The 23,242-nt window shown below is 67.2% G+C and carries 17 protein-coding genes; 8 read left to right on the top strand and 9 right to left on the bottom strand.

What is annotated here, in order from left to right; translation table 11 throughout:
- The first annotated feature begins 1 nt into the window (after position 1).
- Positions 2-358, top strand: coding sequence for a TfoX/Sxy family protein (locus tag AC07NC_RS14665; RefSeq protein WP_494569966.1), 357 nt, complete (start codon positions 2-4; stop codon positions 356-358).
- On the opposite strand, the gene AC07NC_RS14660 is transcribed toward AC07NC_RS14665, so the two are convergent.
- The 5 genes from AC07NC_RS14660 to AC07NC_RS14640 form a co-directional block, all read right to left on the bottom strand.
- Positions 351-1,100, bottom strand: a complete 750-nt coding sequence (locus AC07NC_RS14660) for a lysophospholipid acyltransferase family protein (RefSeq protein WP_154725785.1) — start codon at positions 1,098-1,100, stop codon at positions 351-353. The two genes, AC07NC_RS14665 and AC07NC_RS14660, sit on opposite strands and share 8 nt — an antisense overlap.
- A 38-nt stretch (positions 1,101-1,138) precedes the next feature.
- Entirely contained in the window at positions 1,139-2,188 is a 1,050-nt protein-coding gene (locus AC07NC_RS14655) for a GGDEF domain-containing protein (RefSeq protein WP_154725786.1), read from the bottom strand.
- A gap of 81 nt (positions 2,189-2,269) precedes the next feature.
- Positions 2,270-3,931 (bottom strand): DEAD/DEAH box helicase, encoded by a 1,662-nt coding sequence (locus tag AC07NC_RS14650; RefSeq protein WP_494569965.1) that lies wholly within the window; start codon positions 3,929-3,931, stop codon positions 2,270-2,272.
- A 219-nt stretch (positions 3,932-4,150) separates the two neighbouring features.
- Positions 4,151-5,320: an MFS transporter gene (locus tag AC07NC_RS14645; RefSeq protein WP_292148263.1), complete on the bottom strand. Its 1,170-nt coding sequence runs from the start codon at positions 5,318-5,320 to the stop codon at positions 4,151-4,153.
- Positions 5,321-5,343: 23 nt separating this feature from the next.
- Positions 5,344-5,511, bottom strand: a complete 168-nt coding sequence (locus AC07NC_RS14640) for a hypothetical protein (protein WP_154725789.1) — start codon at positions 5,509-5,511, stop codon at positions 5,344-5,346.
- A 97-nt stretch (positions 5,512-5,608) separates the two neighbouring features.
- Between AC07NC_RS14640 and AC07NC_RS14635 the strand changes: the two genes are divergently transcribed.
- Entirely contained in the window at positions 5,609-6,505 is an 897-nt protein-coding gene (locus AC07NC_RS14635; protein WP_494569964.1) for a LysR family transcriptional regulator, read from the top strand.
- Between the two features lie 61 nt (positions 6,506-6,566).
- On the opposite strand, the gene AC07NC_RS14630 is transcribed toward AC07NC_RS14635, so the two are convergent.
- Positions 6,567-7,187, bottom strand: a complete 621-nt coding sequence (locus AC07NC_RS14630; RefSeq protein ID WP_494569963.1) for a hypothetical protein — start codon at positions 7,185-7,187, stop codon at positions 6,567-6,569.
- Positions 7,188-7,284: 97 nt separating this feature from the next.
- On the opposite strand from AC07NC_RS14630, the gene AC07NC_RS14625 reads away from it, so the two are divergent.
- From AC07NC_RS14625 to AC07NC_RS14610, 4 genes are read left to right on the top strand one after another with little or no spacing between them, the layout of a single operon-like run.
- Positions 7,285-8,151 carry a 50S ribosomal protein L11 methyltransferase gene (locus tag AC07NC_RS14625; RefSeq protein WP_494569962.1) on the top strand — a complete coding sequence of 289 codons (867 nt, stop codon included), beginning with the start codon at positions 7,285-7,287 and terminating at the stop codon, positions 8,149-8,151.
- A gap of 18 nt (positions 8,152-8,169) precedes the next feature.
- Positions 8,170-9,975 carry an aminopeptidase P family protein gene (locus tag AC07NC_RS14620; RefSeq protein WP_494569961.1) on the top strand — a complete coding sequence of 602 codons (1,806 nt, stop codon included), beginning with the start codon at positions 8,170-8,172 and terminating at the stop codon, positions 9,973-9,975.
- A 2-nt stretch (positions 9,976-9,977) separates the two neighbouring features.
- A complete protein-coding gene (locus AC07NC_RS14615) occupies positions 9,978-10,361 on the top strand; it encodes a CidA/LrgA family protein (RefSeq protein ID WP_035310803.1) in 384 nt (127 codons plus the stop codon).
- Positions 10,358-11,050, top strand: a complete 693-nt coding sequence (locus AC07NC_RS14610; RefSeq protein WP_008258778.1) for an LrgB family protein — start codon at positions 10,358-10,360, stop codon at positions 11,048-11,050. Before AC07NC_RS14615 ends, AC07NC_RS14610 begins: the two co-directional genes overlap by 4 nt.
- Here the strand turns inward: AC07NC_RS14610 and AC07NC_RS14605 are convergent.
- From AC07NC_RS14605 to AC07NC_RS14595, 3 genes are all read right to left on the bottom strand, one after another.
- A complete protein-coding gene (locus tag AC07NC_RS14605) occupies positions 11,016-12,779 on the bottom strand; it encodes a patatin-like phospholipase family protein (protein ID WP_154725792.1) in 1,764 nt (587 codons plus the stop codon). The genes AC07NC_RS14610 and AC07NC_RS14605 overlap by 35 nt on opposite strands.
- 15 nt (positions 12,780-12,794) lie before the next feature.
- The gene (locus AC07NC_RS14600; protein ID WP_008259539.1) at positions 12,795-13,349 is read right to left on the bottom strand and encodes an FKBP-type peptidyl-prolyl cis-trans isomerase; all 555 of its coding nucleotides are present in this window, start codon (positions 13,347-13,349) and stop codon (positions 12,795-12,797) included.
- A gap of 194 nt (positions 13,350-13,543) precedes the next feature.
- Positions 13,544-14,380 (bottom strand): alpha/beta hydrolase, encoded by an 837-nt coding sequence (locus tag AC07NC_RS14595; protein ID WP_008261104.1) that lies wholly within the window; start codon positions 14,378-14,380, stop codon positions 13,544-13,546.
- A 383-nt stretch (positions 14,381-14,763) separates the two neighbouring features.
- Here AC07NC_RS14595 and rpoB point away from each other — a divergent pair, with 383 nt between their 5' ends.
- Positions 14,764-18,879: a DNA-directed RNA polymerase subunit beta gene (rpoB, locus tag AC07NC_RS14590; protein WP_008260904.1), complete on the top strand. Its 4,116-nt coding sequence runs from the start codon at positions 14,764-14,766 to the stop codon at positions 18,877-18,879.
- A gap of 117 nt (positions 18,880-18,996) precedes the next feature.
- Positions 18,997-23,193, top strand: coding sequence for a DNA-directed RNA polymerase subunit beta' (gene rpoC, locus AC07NC_RS14585; RefSeq protein ID WP_008263311.1), 4,197 nt, complete (start codon positions 18,997-18,999; stop codon positions 23,191-23,193).
- Positions 23,194-23,242 lie beyond the last annotated feature (49 nt).

The following is a 23,242-nucleotide window of genomic DNA, read 5'->3' as shown; positions in this document are numbered from 1 at the left end:
GATGGCGTATGACGCGGCCTTCGGCGAATGGGTGCGCGAGCATTTCGCGGATCTGGGGCGGCTGGAGATCAAGCGGATGTTCGGCGGCGCCGGGGTCTATGCCTCGGGCGTGATGTTCGCCTTGCTGGATGACGGCTTGGTCTGGCTGAAGGGTGACGAGGCGCTGGGCGAGGCCTTCGTCGAGGCCGGGTGTAGGCAATTCAGATATCCGACCAAGGACGGGCGGACGATGTCCATGGGATACTGGACCCTGCCGGAGACGGCGCTGGACGACCCCGACGAGGCCGTCGTCTGGGCGCGTCGGTCGCTGGAGGTGGCGGTGCGCAAGGCGTCCGGGAAGAAACCGAAGCCTATTTAGGCGTATCCATCAGAACCGCTGGCGTCACCGGCTGGCCCGTGGCCTCGGCGATCAGTTCGGCCGTGCGGGTCTCGACCACCGCCTCCAGGCGCGCCAGGAATTCGTCCTTGGGCAGGCCCACGGGGATGGGGTCCAGGAACTCCAGCGTCGCTGTGCCCGCGTGCTTCTCGTACTTCTCCTCGGGCCAGAACAGGCCGAGGTTGGTGGCCAGGGGCACGACCGGCATGTCGAAGTCGCGGTACATGTGCCAGACGCCCGAACGGTAGCGGAACTTCTGACCGACCGGCGCCAGATGACCCTCGGGGTATATCAGGATCTTGCGGTTCTCGGCCTTGGCCTCGGCGGCGCGGGTGGCCAGGGCCTGGCGGGCTTCGTGGCCGCCGCAGCTGTTGACGACGATGGCGCCCAGCTTCTTCAACACCCCGCCCAGCAGGGGAAACTTCTCCAGGTGATCGCCGGTGACGAAGGCCAGGTCGTCGAACTGGTCGTAGGTGGCGAAGCCGTCGCCCCAGCTTTGGTGCTTGGAGGCGATGATGAAGGCGCCGTCGGGCAGACGATCCTTGCCGCGCACGTCCAACCTGATCCCGGCGAAGACGGCCATGGCCTGGACCATGCGTCGGACATAGGCGCGGATGACCCGACTGGTCGGCCCGCGACCGGGCGCGAGGGCGGCGAAGGCCGCGGTCAGGCCGTAGCCGATCGACAGGATCCAGTAGGCGATATTGAAGGCGAGGCTGCGCATAGCCCGACTATGGCAGAATGCTTGACCTTGTCAGGTGTTTAGGCGGCGGTCTCGAGCGCAATCGCGCTGGTGACGCGATTGCGGCCGGCATGCTTGGAGGCATAGAGGGCCGCGTCGGCGCGTTCCAGCAGGCTGGAGGCGGTCTCGCCCGAAAGATGTTCGGCGAAGCCTGCGGAAAGCGTCACGGCGCCCAGGTCGTCGTTGGTCGAGCGGCGACGCAGCGAACGTGAGGAAACCTCTTCGAGGATGGTTTCCAGCGCCATGGTGACGGCGCCGGCGCTCTCTCCGGGGAAGATGATCGCGAACTCTTCACCGCCGAACCGCGCGACGAAGCGATTGCCGCTGCAGACCCGCGACAGGATCGTGGAGACATAGCGCAGCACCTGATCGCCGGTCTGGTGCCCCCAAGTGTCGTTGAAGCGTTTGAAATGGTCGATATCGAGGATGGCCAGGGTCAGGGGGGCGTGGTCGTCGCCGTCGCAGACCCTTTCCAGTCGTTCGTCGAAGGCCTTGCGGTTGGCCAGATTGGTCAGGGCGTCCGTCATGGCGTCGCGGCGGACCTGTTCCAGGTGTTCGCGCAGCCGGGCTACCTCCTTGTTGGAGCTCTCCAGACGTTTCTCCAGAATGGCGGTCTCGCGCCGGACGCGTTTCGTCGCGATGGTCAGGCCGCCGACCAGGGTCTTCAGCGGCGCGCCGTCTTCGGCCGCCTCCATGGTCTGGGATGCGGCCACCAGGGTTTCGCCGTAGTCGGCTTGAGTCTTGTGGGCCTTGGCGATGGCGCCGGCCACATTGGCCAGTTCACGATCCAGCACGGCGCCGGCGTCGCGGATGTCTTCCGACAGGCGGCTGCGCGGCAGGAATTCGGCAGCCAGCAGTTCCGCAGTCTCGTCGTTGATCACGACCTTCTCGGCCAGGAGGCGTTTGATCTCGCGGCCCAGGGGGGCGTCAGGATCGCCCATATAGTGAAGCCAGAGTTCGAAATTCAGAGGCGTCGGCCAGACGCCGACCTTCTCCATGTCGGTGATGACGTCCCGCGCAAGAGAATAGGCTTCCGGTCCCCGAACCGCCATTTCGATCTGCGCCGTCATTCATCTCTCCCAAAGCTCCGTTCTGGAGCTCGGGGAAAAGATTACAGGCCTATCCGTAATAGCGAGTAAACGCGCCGGGGCTTAGGCGCGGATGACGACCGGACGGCGCAGGAAGGCCGGGATGTCGTCGCCGAAGCCCTTGACGCCGGAACGTTCACGCTCTTCCGGACGACGTTCGCCACGACGATCCGACTGACGCAGATGGGGCTCGCGGTCGGTGCGGGCGGCGCGGGTCTCTTCGACGGGCGCGGCCTCGGCCTCGACCTTGGCCTCGGCCTCGGTCCGAGGTTCGATCTTCGCTTCGATCTTCGGTTCTGACCGGGGCTCGGACTTGGTGCGGTTGCGGCCGCGACCGGCAGGCTTGTCAACGACGGGGGCGATTTCGATTTCGGTCGCGGTTACGGCCGAAACCTCGGGCTTGGCCTTGCGGCGGCTGCGTGACCGGGTCGTCGCTTCGACGGCGTCGGTTTCGGCCACGGCGGTCGCCGGGACGGCGGCTGAAGCCTGAGCCGGCTCGGCGGCGCGTGAACGGCCGCGACCGCCCGAGCGAGACTCGCTCGAACGGGGCGAGCGCTTGTCGTCCCGTCCACCGTCCTTGATCGCGTCGAAATCGACGTCGTCGAGAACCAGCTCCTGCGGATCCATCTTGATCAGCTTCAGCACCTTATCCAGCGACTTGTCGTCGCCGGGGGTCACGATCATGAAGGCCTGACCCAGCTTGCCGGCGCGGCCGGTGCGGCCGATGCGGTGGACGTAGTCGTCGGCATGGTGCGAGACGTCGTAGTTGAAGACGTGGCTGACATCCGGGATGTCCAGGCCGCGTGCGGCGACATCGGAGGCCACCAGGATCTTCAGCGCGCCGGATCGGAAGTCCGCCAGGGTCTTCATCCGGTGCGACTGGTCCAGGTCGCCATGGATCGGCGCCGCGTCGAAGCCGTGGGTCTTCAGCGACTTGGCGACGATGTCGACTTCTGACTTGCGGTTGCAGAAGACGATGCCGTTGCGCACGTCGGTGCGGCTCATCAGGGCGCGCAGGGCGGCGCGCTTGGCCTTGGGGTCCGAGGTCGGGATGCGGACGATGTACTGGGTGATGGTATCGGCGGTCATCGCCGGACGCGAGGCCTCGATCCGGGTCGGATCCTTGAGGAAGGCGGTCGTCAGGCGGGTGATCTCGGGCGGCATGGTGGCCGAGAAGAACAGGGTCTGGCGACGCGGCGGCGTCAGTTTGAAGATGCGCTCGATGTCGGGAATGAAGCCCATGTCGAGCATGCGGTCGGCCTCGTCGACGACCATGATCTCGACGCCCGTCAGCAGCATCTTGCCGCGTTCGAACAGGTCAAGCAGGCGGCCCGGGGTGGCGATCAGGACATCGACGCCCTTGTTCAGCGCGGCGACCTGGTCGCCCATGGAGACGCCGCCGATCAGCAGCACCCAGGTCAGTTTGGTGCCCTTGGCGTATTTGGCGAAGCTCTCGGCGACCTGGTCGGCCAGTTCGCGGGTCGGGGCCAGGACGATGGCGCGCGGCATGCGGGCGCGGGCTCGGCCCGACGCCAGGCGTTCGACCAGGGGCAGGGTGAAGGCGGCGGTCTTGCCGGTGCCGGTCTGGGCGATGCCCAGGACGTCGCGGCCGGCCAGGGCCACAGGGATCGCCTGTTCCTGAATCGGAGTGGCGGTCGTGTAGCCGGTGTCGGCGACGGCCTGCAGGGTCGTGGGCGAGAGGCCCAGTTGGGAAAATTCGGTCATGAATCCTTGGGAGAGAAAGCGTCTGCGTGCGTAACAGCAACGGAACCGCCCCTCTTTGGGCGAGCGGGCGGCGCGTATCGCAGACCTGTCCCGAGGCTGGACGCGATATAGAAGTCCCCTCGCAAAAGTCAACTATTATCGATATTCCGCCGTCGCCACGCGATGGAGGATGCGACCCCGGCGTCGGCCGAGGTCGCGTCTTTTCCAGTGCCTGAGCCGTCAGCCGATGGCCGGAGCCGTGGCGGGGGCGCGCTTGCGGGTCAGAAAGAGGACCAGAACCAGACCCAGGGCCGCAGAGGCGGCGCCGGCCAGGGCGACCGCCGGATAGCCCAGCCCCCCGGCGATCACCGCCCCGCCCACGGCCGCGCCGACGGCGTTGCCCAGATTGAACGCGCCGATATTGACCGACGAGGCCAGGTTGGGCGCATCCGAGGCGGCGGCCATCACCCGCACCTGCAGCGGCGGCACCAGGGCGAAGCTGGCCACGCCCCAGATGAAGATCACGAACGGGGCGGGAACGGCGAACGGCATGGTGAAGGCGAACAGAACCAGGATGGCCGCCAGAGACGCCAGGGTGATGATCAGGGTGCGATCCACCGACCGGTCGGCGAACTTGCCGCCCAGCCAGTTCCCGACCGTCAGGCCCAGGCCGTAGACGACCAGCATGGCGGTGACGAAGCCGATGGAGGCGTGGGCCTCTTCATGCAGGATCGGGGCGATATAGGTGAAGACGGTGAACATGGCGCTGGAGCCGATCACGGTCAGGGCCAGGGCCGACAGAACGGGGCCGCGACCCAGGACGCGCACCTCCGCCAGGGCGTCGCCGCCGACCGGCGCCGGCAGTTTGGGCAGGGTCAGGCGCAGGGCGGCCATGACGATCAGGCCGATGCCGGCGATGGCCCAGAAGGAGGCGCGCCAGCCCAGGACGTCGCCCGCCCAGGCCGCCAGCGGCACGCCGACGACGGTGGCGATGGTCAGGCCCATGAACATGGCCGCGACCGCGCCGGCCTGTCGGTTGGGCGGCACCAGGCTGGCGGCCACGATGGAGCCGACGCCGAAGAAGGCCCCGTGGTTCAGCGAGGTGACGACCCGCGCGACCAGCAGCATGGCGTAGTCGGTCGAGACGGCCGCCATCAGATTGCCCAGGGTGAAGACGGCGGCCAGGCCGATCAGCAGGGCGCGGCGCGGCACGCGACCCGTGGTCAGGGTCATCAGGGGCGCGCCCAGCATGACGCCCAGGGCATAGGCGCTGATCAACAGACCGGCCGTGGGAATGGAGACGCCCAGGTCCGTGGCGATGACCGGCAGCAGGCCCATCGGGGCGAACTCGGTCACGCCGATGCCGAAGGCTCCGGCCGCGAGGGCGAGGAGGGGAGGATTGAGTTTCATGGGGGAGGAGACCTTTGGGAGGTTCAGACCAGCGGCGGGTTCAGGCGCGCGAACCCTTCCTGCTGGCGATAGGGGCTGTGGGGATAGGACGGCAGGACGGCGCTGGCGGCGTCGAGCGCCGCGAATGCGCCCGTGCCGAAGCTGAGGACGGGAACCCGCAGGCCCGATGATCCAACTTGCCGATAGTCCATGACTGTCCCTCGTCTGTGTTCGGACGCACAGATGGACGCCGCGCCGCAGCGGCGGTAGGCAGGCGGGAGGCCAAGGATTTTTGATCTGGACGCAAAGATGCAGATGAATGGGGCGGACCGGGCGCGGGAGATGGAGATCTTCGTCGCCGTGGCGAAAAGCGGCAGTTTCTCCGCCGCCGGTCGGATCCTGGGACTGACCCCGTCGGCGGTCAGCCGGACCGTCGACCGGATCGAGGCGCGGCTGGGGGTGCGGCTGATGCTGCGCACGACGCGCGTGCTGACCCTGACGGTCGAGGGCCAGACCTATCTGGGCGCGGCGCGTCGCATCCTCGCCGACCTGGACGACGCCGAACAGGGCATCGCCGATCAGGGGGCGCCGCGCGGGCGGGTGCGGGTCAGCGCCTCACTGGCCCATGGCCGCCAGCATGTGGTGCCTCTGCTCGGGGATTTCGTGCGTCGCTATCCGCATATCCTGATCGACATCAACCTGACCGATGTCGTGGTCGATGTGGCGGCGGGGCAGGCGGATGTGGCGATCCGGTTCGGGCCGCTGGCCGACAGTCCGCTGACGGCGCGGCGGTTGGGCGACACGGGGCGGACTATCGTCGCCTCGCCCGACTATCTGGCCCGCCGCGGGACGCCGACGGTTCCGGAAGACCTGCACGATCATGATTGCCTGAACTTCAACTTCCGCCGCGCCGAGCCCGTCTGGCCGTTTCGCCGGGACGGCCGCGACTACGCCCTGACGGTGCGGGGGCCGATCGAGGCGAACAACGGCGAGACCCTGACTCAGCTGGCGGTGGCCGGGGTCGGGGTGACGCGGGTCGGGAATTTCAGCGTGGCCGACGCCATCGACGCGGGGCGGCTGGTTCCCTTGCTGGAGGACTTCAATCCGGGCGACCGGGAGCCGATCCATGCGGTCTTCGTCGGCGGCGCCAATATGCCGGCGCGCGTGCGGGTGTTCGTGGATTTTCTGGCGGAACGGCTGCGCTGAAACGAAAATCGCCGGACGGGGCGAACCGTCCGGCGACTTCAGTCTGGTCTGTGAGCCGTGATCAGCGCTTGCCGAAGATCATGTCGCCGAGCTTGGCGAAGAAGCCCTTTTCCTCAGCCTTGGGCGCAGGCGCGGCGGCCGGCGCGGGCTTGGGCGTTTCGACCGGCTTGGGCGTCGGCGCGGGAGCCGGTGCAGCGGCGGCGGGCTTGGGCGCCGGAGCGGCGACGGGTTCAGCCGGCTTGGACGCAGCGGCCGGAGCCTTGGGCGTCGGCGCCTTGGCTGCGACAGGCTTGGCCGTGGCGGGCTTGGGCGCAGACGTCTTCGGTGCGGCCTTGGCGGCGGTCTTCGTCGTCGCCTTGGGCGCGGCGGCCTTCACGGGGGCAGACTTGGAAGCGGCGGGTGCGGCCGGCTTGGCGGTCGGCTTGGCGGCCGGGGCGGCCTTGGGCTTGGCCGGCGACGTCTTGGCGACAGCGGCCTTGGGCGCGGTCGTCTTGGCGGGCGTCTTGGCCGCAGCCGGTTTGACGGCGGCGGTCTTCACGGCGGCGGGCTTGGCGGCCTTGGGCGCGACGGTTTTCTCGGCGACGGCCTTCGCGGCGCTCGACTTCGGCGCAGCTTTAGGCTTGGAAGCGGCGGTCGCCGGCTTCGGCGACGCAGTTTTAGACGTAGACGGTGACTTGGCCATGTATTCCCCGACCCCTCGGTTCGTTAAAAAGCCCGGCGGCGTCGGGAAGACGATGCGCCGGATCGCAATGATTCGTCATCTTAGCGGTGTTTGAAAAATGTCCGAGTCCGCAGTTCAGATAATCGCCCGGGGTCCGCGCGATAGCGCAGAGGCCGCCGCCGCCGCCATCGACGCCGATCCCACGCTTGAGGGCGCGACCTATTCCATCCTGGAAGAGGACGAGGATCGCAACATCTGGCGCATCGACGCCTTCCCGACCACGGCCGAGGAGGTCGAGGGGCTGAAGGCGACCCTGGCCGACTATCCGGTCACTGTCACGGTCGAGAAACTGGCCGACGCCGACTGGCTGGCCATGTCCTTGTCGGGTTTGCCGCCGGTGCGCGCCGGGCGCTTCTTCGTCTATGGCGCGCATGACGAGGGACGGGTGCCGCCCAACGCCGTCAATCTGAAGATCGACGCCGGCGCCGCCTTCGGCACCGGCCACCACGGCACGACGGTCGGCTGTCTGGAGGCGTTCGACGATCTGCTGAAGCGCGAACGGTTCGAGCGGGTTCTGGATGTCGGCTGCGGCACGGGCGTCCTGGCCATCGCGGCGGCGCGCACGGGCAGCCGGATCGCGGTCGGCACCGACATCGACGCCCCCTCGGTGCGGATCGCCAACGAGAACGCCGCCCTGAACCAGGCCCACGCCAGCTTCGTCCACGCCTCGGGCCTGAACGATCAGCGGGTGCGCCGCCATGGGCCCTATGATCTGGTCTTCGCCAATATTCTGGCCCCGCCGCTGGTGGCCCTGTCGCAGGACATCAAGATGGCGCTGAGCCTGGGCGGGGTCGCCATCCTGTCGGGCCTGTTGCGGACCCAGGAACGGCGGGTGACGGCGGCCTATACGTCGCGCGGCTTCCGGCTGGAGAAGCGCATCCATCACGACGCCTGGAGCGCCCTGGTGCTGCGGCGGATGGGCTGAGGAACGAGAGACGAGACGATGCGCCAGACCTTCGATGAGACCACCGATCCGTCCTTCGGGGCGAAGCACCTGCCGCTGCTGCGCGCCCGAATGGCGGAGCAGGGCCTGGACGGCTTCCTGATCCCGCACGAGGACGAGCACCAGAACGAATATCTGCCCGACGCCAACGAGCGGCTGGCCTGGGCGACCGGCTTCACCGGCTCGGCCGGGGCGGCGGTGGTGTTCCAGGACCGGGCCAGCATGTTCACCGACGGCCGCTATACGGTTCAGGTCAAGGCCCAGACCGATCCGGCTCTGTTCGAACGGCGCGACCTGAACGAGGTCGCCGCCTATCTGGAGACGGCGATTGCGGGTCAGGTGATCGGCTATGATCCGAAGCTGCACAGCCCGGACGCCCTGGTCGCCCTGAAGCGGGCGGCGCAGAAGGCGGGCGCCGAGCTGAAGCCGGTCGAGGTCAATCCGCTGGACCAGGCCTGGGGCGCGGAGCGCCCGGCCCAGCCGACCGCCCCTGTCACGCCGCACGAGGACGTCTATTCCGGCGAGGCCCATGCGGCGAAGCGGGCGCGGATCGGTCAAGCCGTTGCGGACGCCGGCGCCGACGCCGTGGTTCTGACCGCGCCCATGTCCATCGCCTGGCTGTTCAATGTGCGCGGCGGCGACGTGATCCGTTCGCCCCTGCCGATCGGTCAGGCCGTGCTGGAGGCCGACGGCAAGGCGCGGCTGTTCCTGGACGGGGCCAAGGTGACGAACGAGCTGCCGGCCTGGCTGGGCGACGACGTCCAGCTGGAGGCGCCGGAACGGCTGGCCGAAGCGCTGGACGGTCTGGCGGGCAAGAAGGTGATGATCGATCCGGCCCTGTCGTCCGCCTGGTATTTCGACCGGCTGGAGCAGGCGGGAGCGACGGTGGTGCGGGCGGCGGACCCCTGCGCCCTGCCTCGCGCGACCAAGAATGCGGTCGAGATCGAGGGCAGTCGACGCGCCCATATCCGCGACGGCGCGGCCCTGGCCAACTTCCTGCACTGGGTCGATACGACGGCGCAGCAGACCCTGCCGGACGAGCGCGAGGTGGTGGAGACGCTGGAGCGGTTCCGCGAGGCGACCGGGGCGCTGAAGGACCTGAGCTTCGACACCATCGCCGGGGCCGGGCCGAACGGCGCCCTGCCGCATTACAAGCCGGTGGGCGCCACGATCCGCCGGATCGAGCAGGGCTCCCTGCTGCTGGTGGACGGCGGCGGCCAGTATCTGGACGGGACGACCGATGTGACCCGCACCATGGCGGTGGGCGAGCCGACGGCGGACCAGCGTCACAAGTTCACCCTGGTGCTGAAATCCCATATCGCCATGGCGACGATCCGCTTCCCGGCCGGGACCAGCGGCATGGCGCTGGACGCCATCGCCCGGGCGCCGATGTGGGCGGCGGGGCTGGATTATGATCACGGCACCGGCCACGGCGTCGGCTCCTATCTGGGCGTCCACGAGGGGCCGCAGCGGATCGCCAAATGGGGCACCAGCCAGCCGCTGCTGGAGGGGATGATCCTGTCCAACGAGCCCGGCTATTACCGCGAAGGCCATTGGGGCATCCGCATCGAGACCCTGCAGGTGGTGACGCCGGCCGTGGTTCCCGAGGGCGGCGAGCGGCCGATGCACGGGTTCGAACAGCTGACCTTCGCGCCGATCGATCGCAAGCTGATCGCGGTGGATCTGCTGACACCGGCCGAACGGGCCTATGTCGACGCCTATCACGCCGAGACCCTGGCCAAGGTCGGGCCTCTGGTCGAGGGCGAGGTGCGGGCCTGGCTGGAGCAGGCCTGCGCGCCGCTGTGACCATGCTCGCCGCCATAGCCCTTCTGATGACCTGCCAGTTGATGGGCGAGGTGATCCACAGGGTGACGGGTCTGCCGCTTCCGGGGTCCGTTATCGGTCTGGTTCTACTGCTGGGCTGGCTGGCGCTGGTCCCGCGCGAGCGGCCCACTCTGAAGGCGGTGACGGCGTGGCTGACGGCGCACCTGTCGATCATGTTCGTGCCAGCGGCGGTCGGACTGATTGACGAGGGCGAGCCCTTGTCCCGCTACGGGATCGGTATTCTGGCGGCCACTGCGGTTTCGACGCTTCTGACGATGGTGGTGACCGCGCTGGTGTTCCGGTGGGCGGTCACGCGGTTTGGGCCTGGAGACGCAGGGGACAAAGAGGGCGGGGAGGCGATGTCGTGAACGCCTTGATGACGACGCCGCTGTTCTGGCTGGCGGTTACGCTGGTGGTGTTCGAGGGCGCCGACCAGTTGTCGCGTCGCAGCGAAAGGCATCCGCTCTGCCATCCGGTTCTACTGGCGACGCCGGTTCTGATCGGTCTGTTGCTGATCACCCGCACCGGCTACGCCACCTACAGGAGCGCGACTGAGGCGCTGAGCTTCCTGCTGGGACCGGCGGTCGTGGGCCTGGCGGTTCCGGTTTGGGCGCAGCGGGCGCTGATCCGGCGACTGGCTGTTCCGATCAGCCTGGCGCTGGCGGCGGGGGCGACGACGGCGGTGGTCAGCGCGGTGGGTGTTCTGACCTTGTTCGGCGCGCCGCGTGAAATCCTGGCGTCGATCGCGCCGCGGGCGACGACGACCCCGGTGGCGATGGCCGTCGCCCAGCAACTGGGCGGGGTTCCGGCCTTGGCGGCGGTCATTGTGCTGATCGCCGGGGTGATCGGAGCCATGACCGCGACCCCCTTGTTCAATGCTCTGAAAATCCGGGATTTCCGCGCACGCGGTCTGGCGATCGGGGTGTCTGCCCACGGATTTGGCGCGGCGCGCGCGTTTCAGGTCGATGCGACGGCGGGCGCGTTCGCCAGCCTGGGCATGGCCTTGAACGCCGTGGCGACAGCTACGCTCCTGTCGGTTCTGGCCCTGCTGCTATAGCCCCTGAGCCGGGGCGATTGCGGATGCGCCCCACCGGACAGGGCAGGTCCGCCAGCGCCGCCTTGGTCGCCTCGTATCCCGCAGCGACCGGTTCGTCATAGGCTTTCCAGTCGCGGATGTCGGTTCCTCCGATCTTGGGCAGGATCAGGACGTCGGCGGCGGCGCGCGACTGGTCCATCTCCGCGTCGGTGGTGATGGTCGCCGAGCGCATCAGGATGGAGACGATGGGCGGCCCGGCCTTCCAGGCGCCCGACAGCACCCATTTCCACCAGGAGGGCGGATTTTCCAGCGCGGCCGGATCGACGCCGCGGGTCTGGGACATGTCCACGCCGATGATGGGGCCGCTGTTCAGCTGGCGCATCACGCTGGTGGGGAAGTTCTTCAGCACCGCCCCGTCGACCAGCACCTGGCCGTCCATGACCACGGGCGGCAGGACGCCGGGAATGGCGATGGAGGCGCGCATGGCCCGGCGCATCAGGCCGGTGCGATGGACCTCGATGCGACCCGAGGTCAGGTTGGACGAAACGGCGAAGAAGGGCAGGGCCAGATCGGCCAGATCTATGTCGCCATAGGCCCGCTCCAGCAGGCCCGCCACCTTGCGGGCGCGGGACATGGCGATGATGGGAAAGGCCAGGTCGGACAGGGGATCGGACTCGACGAAGGCGCGGCGGATCTCGTAGTCCAGCCGTTCGAACGACCAGCCCAGGGCGGGGCCGGCGGCCACGACCGCCCCCATGGAGGCGCCGCCCACGAAGTCGATGGGCACCCTGGCCTCTTCCAGCGCCTTGATCGCCCCCATGTGGCAATAGGCCCGTGCGCCGCCCCCTGAAAGAACCAGACCCACGGCCGTGCCGGTGATGACGCGGGCCATCCGCTCGGTGTCGGCCGCCACGCCCGAGACGCAGTGGAACCAGCGGTCGGGCTGGAGCACGTTCAGCCAGACCCGGGTGTTGGCCGGCTGGTTCATGCGTGGATCGCGCAGCAGGATCAGGTCGGTAAGACGCCGGCCGTCGCCGAAGCCCATCCGGCGGGGCAGGTCGGCGGGCGGCGCCAGGAGGCCGCTGCCGACGATGAACAGCCGGTCCACCTGGCGGGCGCACAGTTCGGCCCAGGCCGGCTGGCCCTGTTCGGCGACATAGAGGACATAGTCGTGGCCGTCCTCGACCCGGCTGAACCATTCGGCGGCCGAGGTCAGGGCCGACTGGTCGATGACCCGGCAGGTGAAGCCCATGGCCTGGATCGCGGCGGCGATCCGTTCGACGAAGGCGCGGATCGGACGAGGGCGGGCCGAGACGAAGCCGAAGACGCTGGGTTCGGCCGCGCCGCCCGCCCGCTCGCGGGCGCGGTGGATCATCAGCCGCGACAGTTCGACCATCAGGTCCGGCTCGGTCCGGGCGGCCTCGAAGAAGGCTTCGCGCGGCAGGGCCAGGATTTCGGTGTCGCGCAGGGCCACGACGTCGGCGGTGTGCGGCGTCCCCGCCAGCATGGCCATTTCACCGACCGGATCGCCGGGACGCACGACGCCGAGCAGATGGACGGGCTGATCCGGTTCGCTGTGGAAGACGCCCAGACGGCCCGAACGGACCAGATACAGGGTGTCTGACGGATCCCCCGCCGTGAACAGCCGCTCGCCCCCGGTCAGGGCGAACCAACTGGCCCGATCGATCATCGGCCCCTCGAAGATGCGCGACAGGGCCGAGGCGAGGGTGTCGGAACGAAGCGGAGCCATGAGGGGATTGTCCGATCAGGCCGCCGGCTTCACGTCCAGAAGTTCGACCGAGAAGCGCAGGGTCGAGTTGGGCGGCAGTTCGTCGCCGCCGACCCAGCGGCCGCCGTAGCCGAGCGAGGCGGGGATGACGAACTCATAGATCTCGCCCACGCGCATCAGGGCGACGCCCTCGGTCCAGCCCTTGATGACGCGGTTCAGCGGGAACTCGGCCGGCGCGTTGCGGGCGTAGGAGCTGTCGAACTCGCGTCCGTCGATGAAGGTGCCGCGATAGTGGACCTTGACCGTGTCGGTGGCCGACGGCTGGGCGCCCTCGGGATGAGCCTTGCCGACGCGACGGTACTGCAGGCCGCTTTCGGTCGTGGTCCAGCCGCGCCGGGCGCCGTTCCAGGCCAGATAGGCGGTGTTGCCCGCGTCCCAGGCCTGTTGCGGCGTCAGAGAGGCCTGACCCTCCACCTCGGCGGCGGCGCGGGCGGCGGCCGAGGCGGTCTCGGCGTAGGTGACGGGCTGGCCGCGCGAGGCGCAGGCGGCGAGCGAGAGAGCGGCGAGCAGGGGGAGGGCGATGCGAGTCATAAGGCGACGCTAGCAGGGTGTCACGCTGTGCGGCAGAGGGATTTTCCCTTCTCCCGTTGGGAGAAGGTGGCCCGAAGGGCCGGATGAGGGAGCGCCGGTGGGCCAACTCGCACCATCTTGCCCCTCACCCTTTCGCGCTAAGGACGATCGCTGACGCTCTCGTGCGCTCAAGCCCTCTCCCGGCGGGAGAGGGTTCACAGGCCTAGCGCCGCCGCGACCCTGGTCTGGAAGTCGGGCTGTTCGCCGACGTCGTTGTGGCCGGCCTGAGGGAAGCTGAGGTGCTCGACCTTGACGCCTTCGGCCTCAAGTTCTCGGGCCAGGCGGCGACTGAGCGACGCCGGCAGGGTGTCGTCGCGGCCCGCCTCCAGCACCACCACCTTGCCGGAGTAGCCCTGAAGCGCGGCCGGGATGTCGATGCCGTTCAGATTGGGGGCGATGTGGATCCGTACGAAGGGGCGCGCCCAGCCGACCATGGTGTCCACGGCGGCGCGGGTGCTGGGGGTCGTCGTCTCCAGCACCAGGGCGTCGGCGTGCATATATTGAGCGGCCTGGGCGCAGACGGGGCCGCCCAGGGAATGGCCCCAGGCGATCAGCTTGCGGCCCTCGGCGTCGGCCTGGGCGCGGGCGGCGTCGGCGACGGCCGTGCCGGCGGCCATAAAGCTCGCGTAGTCCGCCTGGCCCGCCGTGCCGCCATAGCCGGGATAGTCGAACATCAGGGCGTCGCCGAACGGCGCCAGCTTGGCGGCGGTCCTGCCCGCGCCGGCGCTGCGCCGGAAGAGATTGCCGCCGCAGAACAGGATCAGGGGCGCGTCGGCGCGACCGGTCCGAACGCGGGTGACGCCCACGGTTCCGCCCGAATAGGGAAGGCTGAGGACGTCGGCCTCAAAACCCATGGGGATGTCGGCGGGCAGGGTGATCTTCTCGGCGGCCAGCCGGGTGTCGGGATAGAAGAAGGCGTCCTCCGGGACGTTCATCGACAGACAGCCGGACAGCAGAACGGCGGCGGCCAGGATCGTAAGGCGTAGGTGCATGTTTCGCGCTCCCCTGGAACGATCATGCGGAGGTCGCCGGGGTTGTCAATCGGGTGCGTAGGCGCCGGTTTCTCCATGCCGTCGTCTGGTTCCCGAAAAACTGCGACCCAGGTCTTTATTTCGCCGTGGAAGCGAGTATATGTCCGCGTTCCGCAACACTCCTAAAGAGTCTGCGCGCAAGCGCCGAGGCCCGGTCCGTCGCCCTCCGACCGGAGCGAAGGCGCGGCTCCTTCCCCAGGGAGCCGGTACATTTCAGGCGTCCTGGCCCGGCAGCGGGCCGAGGGTGGACGCCGAAAACCTGGCTGCGGACGCTTAAAACGCGCGCCGTGGCTGCTGCATTTCACGCGCGATTTCCCCGGATTGCGCGCCATGGGAAACACTGAATGACTGACGTCGCCCACGATCTCGCCATCAACGGTCAGATCGCTTCCGCCACTTCGTTCACCGGCAAGAAGCGCATCCGCAAATCCTTCGGGCGCATCCCCGAAGCGGTCGCGATGCCGAACCTGATCGAGGTCCAGCGCGCTTCCTACGAACAGTTCCTGCAACGCGAGGTCCGTCCGGGCCAGCGCAAGGAGCAGGGCATCGAGGCGGTCTTCAAGTCGGTGTTCCCGATCAAGGACTTCAACGAACGCGCCATCCTGGAATACGTCTCGTACGAGTTCGAGGATCCGAAGTACGACGTTGAAGAATGCATCCAGCGCGACATGACCTATGCCGCGCCGCTGAAGGTCAAGCTGCGCCTGATCGTGTTCGAAACCGACGAGGAAACGGGAGCCCGTTCGGTCAAGGACATCAAGGAGCAGGACGTCTACATGGGCGACATCCCGCTCATGACGGACAAGGGCACCTTCATCGTCAACGGCACCGAGCGCGTGATCGTCTCGCAGATGCACCGTTCGCCGGGCGTCTTCTTCGACCACGACAAGGGCAAGACGCACAGCTCGGGCAAGCTGCTGTTCGCCGCCCGCGTGATCCCGTACCGCGGTTCGTGGCTCGACTTCGAGTTCGACGCCAAGGACGTGGTCTACGTCCGCATCGACCGCCGCCGCAAGCTGCCGGCCACGACCTTCCTGATGGGTCTGGGCATGGACGGCGAAGAAATCCTGAAGACCTTCTACGAGACCGTGCCCTACGAGAAGCGCGGCGAGGGCTGGGTCACGCCGTACAAGGCCGAGCGTTGGCGCGGTGTGAAGCCGGAGTTCGACCTGGTCGACGCCGACACCGGCGAAGTGATCGCCCAGGCCGGCCAGAAGATCAGCGCCCGCGCCGCCAAGAAGCTGGGCGACACCACGACCTCGCTGTCGCTGGCCGCCGACGCCCTGGTCACCAAGTATCTGGCCAATGACGCCGTCAACTTCGAGACCGGCGAGATCTTCGCCGAGGCCGGCGACGAGCTGGACGCCCCGACCATCGAAGTGCTGGAGCAAAACGGCTTCACCACCATCGAGGTGCTGGACATCGACCACGTCACGGTCGGCGCCTACATGCGCAACACCCTGCGTATCGACAAGAACGACACCCGCGAGGACGCCCTGTTCGACGTCTATCGCGTGATGCGTCCGGGCGAGCCGCCCACCCCGGAAGCCGCCGACAACATGTTCAACTCGCTGTTCTTCGACAGCGAACGCTATGACCTGTCGGCCGTCGGCCGGGTCAAGATGAACATGCGCCTGGAGACCCCCGAGGTTTCCGACGAGATCCGCGTCCTGCGCAAGGACGACGTGCTGAAGGTGCTGCAGATCCTGGTCGGCCTGAAGGACGGCCGCGGCGAGATCGACGACATCGACAACCTGGGCAACCGCCGGGTCCGTTCGGTCGGCGAACTGCTGGAAAACCAGTACCGCGTCGGCCTGCTGCGGATGGAGCGCGCCATCAAGGAGCGCATGTCCTCGGTCGATATCGACACGGTCATGCCGCACGACCTGATCAACGCCAAGCCGGCCGCCGCTGCGGTTCGCGAGTTCTTCGGTTCGTCGCAGCTGTCGCAGTTCATGGACCAGACGAACCCGCTGTCGGAAATCACCCACAAGCGTCGCCTTTCGGCGCTTGGCCCGGGCGGTCTGACGCGCGAGCGCGCGGGCTTCGAAGTCCGCGACGTTCACCCGACCCACTACGGCCGCATCTGCCCGATCGAAACGCCGGAAGGCCCGAACATCGGCCTGATCAACTCGCTGGCCACCCACGCGCGCGTCAACAAGTACGGCTTCATCGAGAGCCCGTACCGTCGCGTGAAGGACGGCGTGGCCCAGAACGAGGTGGTCTACATCTCGGCCATGGAAGAGTCGAAATACACGATCGCCCAGGCCAACATCGAACTGAAGAACGGCAGCATCGTCGAGGACCTGGTCCCCGGCCGGATCAACGGCGAATCCCAGTTGCTGAACCGCGACGCCGTGGACATGATGGACGTGTCGCCGAAGCAGGTCGTTTCGGTCGCCGCCGCCCTGATCCCCTTCCTGGAAAACGATGACGCCAACCGCGCACTGATGGGCGCGAACATGCAACGTCAGGCCGTGCCTCTGGTGCAGTCGGACGCGCCGCTGGTCGGCACCGGCATGGAAGCGGTCGTGGCCGTGGACTCCGGCGCCGTCGTGGTCGCCCGTCGTGAAGGCGTCGTCGAACAGATCGACGGCACCCGGATCGTCGTGCGCGCCACCGGCGACGTGGACGCCGCCCGTTCGGGCGTCGACATCTATCGCCTGTCGAAGTTCCAGCGTTCGAACCAGTCGACCTGCATCAACCAGCGCCCGATCGTGCGCGTGGGCGATCAGGTCAAGGCCGGCGACGTCATCGCCGACGGCCCCTCGACGGACCTGGGCGAACTGGCCCTGGGCCGCAACGCCCTCGTCGCCTTCATGCCCTGGAACGGCTACAACTTCGAAGACTCCATCCTGATCTCGGAGCGCATCGTGCGCGACGACGTCTTCACCTCCATCCACCTCGAGGAATTCGAAGTGATGGCGCGTGATACGAAGTTGGGCCCGGAGGAAATCACCCGCGACATCCCCAACGTCGGCGAGGAAGCCCTGCGCAACCTCGATGAAGCGGGCATCGTGGCCATCGGAGCCGAGGTCCAGCCGGGCGACATTCTGGTCGGCAAGGTGACGCCGAAGGGCGAAAGCCCGATGACCCCTGAAGAGAAGCTGCTGCGCGCCATCTTCGGGGAGAAGGCTTCGGACGTCCGTGACACCAGCCTGCGCCTGCCGCCCGGCGTCGCCGGCACGATCGTTGACGTTCGCGTCTTCAACCGTCACGGCGTCGACAAGGACGAGCGCGCCATGGCGATCGAACGCGCCGAGATCGAACGCCTGGGCAAGGACCGCGACGATGAGCTCAAGATCCTGGAGCGCAACGTCTATGGCCGCCTGAAGCCGCTGATCCTGGGCAAGAACGCCGTCTCCGGTCCCAAGGGCATCGGCCGCGGTGAACTGACCGAAGAGAAGCTGGCCGAGGTCAGCCGTGGTCTGTGGTGGCAGATCGCCCTGGACGACGAGAAGGCCATGGGCGAGCTGGAGGCGATGAAGCGCCAGTTCGAGGATGCGCGTAAGCAACTGGACCGTCGTTTCGAAGACAAGGTCGAGAAGCTGCAACGCGGCGACGAACTGCCCCCCGGCGTGATGAAGATGGTCAAGGTCTTCGTGGCCGTGAAGCGCAAGCTTCAGCCCGGCGACAAGATGGCCGGCCGTCACGGCAACAAGGGCGTCATCTCCAAGATCCTGCCGATCGAGGACATGCCGCACCTGGAAGACGGCACGCACGTTGACGTCGTTCTGAACCCGCTGGGCGTGCCTTCGCGCATGAACATCGGCCAGATCTTCGAAACCCACCTGGGTTGGGCCGCCGCCGGCCTGGGCAAGCAGATCTCCGGTCTGTTGGAAGCCTGGCAGCAGGGTGGTCAGAAGCAGGCGCTGATCGATCGTCTGACCCATATCTACGGCCCGGAAACCCCGTTGCCGCAGGATGAGGAAGAACTGATCGAACTGGCGAAGAACCTGTCCAAGGGCGTGCCCTTCGCGACCCCGGTCTTCGACGGTGCGCACATCGGCGACATCGAACGCCTGCTGGAAGAGGCGGGGCTGAACAAGTCGGCCCAGTCGATCCTGTACGACGGCCAGACCGGCGAGCAGTTCAAGCGTCCGGTCACGGTCGGCTACATCTACATGCTGAAGCTGCACCACCTGGTCGACGACAAGATCCACGCCCGCTCGATCGGCCCGTACTCGCTGGTCACCCAGCAGCCGCTGGGCGGTAAGGCGCAGTTCGGCGGTCAGCGCTTCGGGGAAATGGAGGTCTGGGCTCTGGAAGCCTACGGCGCCGCCTACACCCTGCAGGAGATGCTGACGGTGAAGTCCGACGACGTGGCCGGCCGGACCAAGGTCTACGAGGCCATCGTCCGCGGCGACGACAGCTTCGAGGCCGGCATTCCCGAGAGCTTCAACGTGCTCATCAAGGAAATGCGTTCGCTGGGTCTGAACGTGGAGCTGGAGAATTCGTGAGGCGTGACGCGTGAGTCGTGACTGGGCCGACGCCCGTCACGACTCACCAATCACCAATCACGGCGCTGTTCTCCCTCTGAATAATTTTCGCGGCTCTAGCCGCAGCAAGGAACCAAGATGAACCAGGAAGTCCTGAACATCTTCAACCCGGTCCCGGTCACCCCGACCTTCGACCAGATCAAGATCGCCCTGGCCTCGCCGGAGAAGATCCGCTCGTGGTCGTTCGGCGAGATCAAGAAGCCGGAAACCATCAACTACCGCACGTTCAAGCCCGAGCGTGACGGCCTGTTCTGCGCCCGTATCTTTGGCCCGACCAAGGACTACGAATGCCTGTGCGGCAAGTACAAGCGCATGAAGTACAAGGGCATCATCTGCGAGAAGTGCGGCGTCGAAGTCACCCTGGCCCGCGTTCGCCGCGAGCGCATGGGTCACATCGACCTGGCCGCCCCGGTCGCCCACATCTGGTTCCTGAAGTCGCTGCCGTCGCGCATCTCGCTGATGCTGGACATGGCGCTGAAGGACGTCGAGCGCGTCCTGTATTTTGAGAACTATATCGTCACCGAGCCGGGCCTGACCCCGCTGAAGCAGAACCAGCTGCTGACGGAAGACGAATTCTATCGCTATCAGGAAGAGTTCGGCGATGACGGCTTCACCGCCGAGATCGGCGCCGAGGCCGTCCGCAACCTGCTGATGGGCATCGACCTGCACGCCGAGGCTGAAAAGCACCGCGGCGAGCTGGCGGACAGCCCGTCGGAAATGAAGGCCAAGAAGGCGTCCAAGCGCCTGAAGCTGATCGAGGCCTTCCTGGAATCGGGCAACAAGCCCGAGTGGATGATCCTGACCATCGTGCCGGTCATCCCGCCGGAACTGCGTCCGCTGGTGCCGCTGGACGGCGGTCGTTTCGCGACCTCCGACCTGAACGACCTGTATCGCCGCGTCATCAACCGGAACAACCGCCTGAAGCGCCTGATGGAGCTGCGGGCGCCGGACATCATCATCCGCAACGAAAAGCGGATGCTGCAGGAATCCGTCGACGCCCTGTTCGACAACGGCCGTCGCGGCCGCGTGATCACGGGCGCCAACAAGCGTCCGCTGAAGTCTCTGGCCGACATGCTGAAGGGAAAGCAGGGCCGCTTCCGTCAGAACCTTCTGGGCAAGCGCGTCGACTATTCGGGCCGTTCGGTCATCACCGTGGGTCCGGAACTGAAGCTGCACGAGTGCGGCCTGCCCAAGAAGATGGCGCTGGAGCTGTTCAAGCCGTTCATCTACGCGCGCCTTGACGCCAAGGGCCTGTCGGGCACCGTCAAACAGTCCAAGCGCATGGTCGAGCGCGAACAGCCCGCCGTCTGGGACATCCTGGACGAGGTCATCCGCGAACACCCGGTTCTGCTGAACCGCGCGCCGACGCTTCACCGTCTGGGCATCCAGGCGTTCGAACCCAAGCTGATCGAGGGCAAGGCCATCCGCCTGCACCCGCTGGTCTGTACGGCGTTCAACGCCGACTTCGACGGCGACCAGATGGCCGTGCACGTCCCGCTGAGCCTCGAGGCCCAGCTGGAAGCGCGCGTCCTGATGATGTCGACCAACAACATCCTGTCGCCCGCCAACGGCAAGCCGATCATCGTGCCGTCGCAGGACATCGTCCTGGGTCTGTACTACCTGTCGCTGGTCAAGGACGGCGAGCCGGGTGAAGGCAAGCTGTTCGCCAATATGGGCGAGATCGACGCGGCGCTGGACGCCAAGGTCGTGACCCTGCACAGCCGCATCAAGGCGCGCTGGACGGAACAGGACGCCGAAGGCAAGGAGGTGACCAAGGTCATCGACACCACGCCGGGCCGGATGAAGCTGGGCGCCCTGCTGCCGCGCAACCCGAACGTCGGCTATCGCCTGCTCGAGAAGAACCTGACCAAGAAGGAAATCGGCAATCTGATCGACGTGGTCTATCGCCACTGCGGTCAGAAGGCGACGGTCATCTTCGCCGACCAGATGATGGGCCTGGGCTTCCGCGAAGCCGCCAAGGCCGGCATTTCGTTCGGCAAGGACGACATCGTGATCCCGGCGAAGAAGGCCGAACTGGTCGCCGAAACCCGCACCCAGGTCGAGGAGTACGAGCAACAGTACGCCGACGGCCTGATCACGCGCGGCGAGAAGTACAACAAGGTCGTCGACGCCTGGGCCAAGGCCACGGACCGGATCGCCGACGCCATGATGGGCGAGATCGCGCAGCCGCGCGTGCTGATCGAGGGTGAAAACCCCGACATCAACTCGGTCTTCATGATGGCCAACTCCGGCGCCCGGGGTTCGCAGGCGCAGATGAAGCAGCTGGGCGGCATGCGCGGCCTGATGGCCAAGCCCTCCGGCGAGATCATCGAGACGCCGATCACCTCGAACTTCAAGGAAGGCCTGACCGTCCTTGAGTACTTCAACTCCACCCACGGCGCCCGTAAGGGTCTGGCCGACACCGCGCTGAAGACCGCCAACTCGGGTTATCTGACCCGTCGTCTGGTGGACGTGGCGCAGGACTCGATCGTCACCGAGGACGACTGCGGCTCGACGCGCGGCATCACCCTGCGCGCAGTCATGGAAGGCGGCGACGTCCTGGTCTCGCTGGGCGCCCGCATCCTGGGTCGCTATGCGGCCGAGGACATCAAGGAGCCGGGCACGGACACGGTCCTGTTCCCCGCCGACACCTATCTGGTGGAAGAAGTGGTCGAGGCGGTCGACGCCGCCGGCGTTCAGTCGGTCAAGGTCCGTTCGGCCCTGACCTGCGAGGCGGAAGCCGGCATCTGCGCCCACTGCTACGGGCGTGACCTGGCGCGCGGCACCAATGTCAACATCGGCGAAGCGGTCGGCGTCATCGCCGCCCAGTCGATCGGCGAGCCGGGCACCCAGCTGACGATGCGGACCTTCCACATCGGCGGTACGGCCCAGGTGGCGGAAACCTCCTTCATGGAGGCGACCAACGCCGGCGTGGCCAAGATCACCGGCCCGACCGTCACCGCCGCCCACGGCGACCTGGTGGCGATGAGCCGCAACGTCATCGTGACCGTGGTCGTGGACGGCAAGGATCGCGAGACCCACAAGGCGCCTTACGGCGCCCGGATCCGGGTCAAGGAAGGCAGCGAGGTCAAGAAGAACCAACGTCTGGCCGAGTGGGACCCCTACACCACGCCGATCCTGACGGAAGTCGGCGGCCTGATCCGCTTCGAGGATCTGGTCGAAGGCCTGTCGGTCAAGGAAGAAACCGACGAAGCGACGGGCATCGCCCAGCGCGTCGTCAGCGACTGGCGCGCCAGCCCGCGTGGTTCGGACCTGCGTCCGGCCATGGGCGTCACCCTGGGCGACGCCTACGCCAAGCTGGCCTCGGGCTCTGACGCCCGTTACCTGCTGCCCGTGGGCGCGGTTCTGTCCGTGTCAAACGGCGACGAGGTCAAGCCGGGCGAGATCATCGCCCGCGTCCCGACCGAAGGCGCCAAGACCCGCGACATCACCGGCGGTCTGCCGCGCGTCGCCGAACTGTTCGAAGCCCGCCGTCCCAAGGACTGCGCGGTCATCGCCGAGATGGATGGTCGCGTCGAATTCGGTCGCGACTACAAGAACAAGCGTCGCATCAAGATCACGCCGGAAGTCAACGCCGACGGCGTGCAGGGCGAACCGGTCGAGTTCCTGATCCCTAAGGGCAAGCACATCTCCGTCCACGACGGCGATCTGATCCAGAAGGGCGACTACATCATCGACGGCAACCCGGATCCGCACGATCTGCTGCGCATCCAGGGCGTCGAGGCGCTGGCCGAGTATCTGGTGAACGAAGTGCAGGAAGTTTACCGACTGCAGGGCGTGCCGATCAACGACAAGCACATCGAAGTCATCGTGCGTCAGATGCTGCAGAAGGTCGAAGTCCTGGATTCGGGTGAAACCACCCTGATCCGCGGCGACACCGTCGAAGTGGCCGAAGCCGTTCTGGAAAACCTGAAGGTCGAGAAGCGCGGCGGCCGTCAGGCCACCACCCAGCCCGTCCTGCTCGGCATCACCAAGGCGTCGCTGCAGACCCGCAGCTTCATCTCGGCGGCGTCCTTCCAGGAGACCACCCGCGTCCTCACCGACGCCTCGGTCCACGGCAAGAAGGACATGCTGGAAGGCCTGAAGGAAAACGTCATCGTCGGCCGCCTGATCCCGGCCGGTACGGGCGCCTATCTGCGGGCCCTGCAGAAGATCGCCAACGATCGCGATGCAGAGCTGACGCAAGCCCGCGAAGACGCGATCGAGCCGCTGCCGGCCGATCTGCAACTGGAGCTGGAGAGCAGCGAAGGCTGATCTCCGGGTTCGGATGTGATGAAATGAAGAGGGCGGCGCCGGCGACGGC

Source organism: Brevundimonas sp. GW821-FHT10A07, from assembly GCF_059415785.1.
This window is presented reverse-complemented; position numbering and strand designations above follow the sequence as displayed.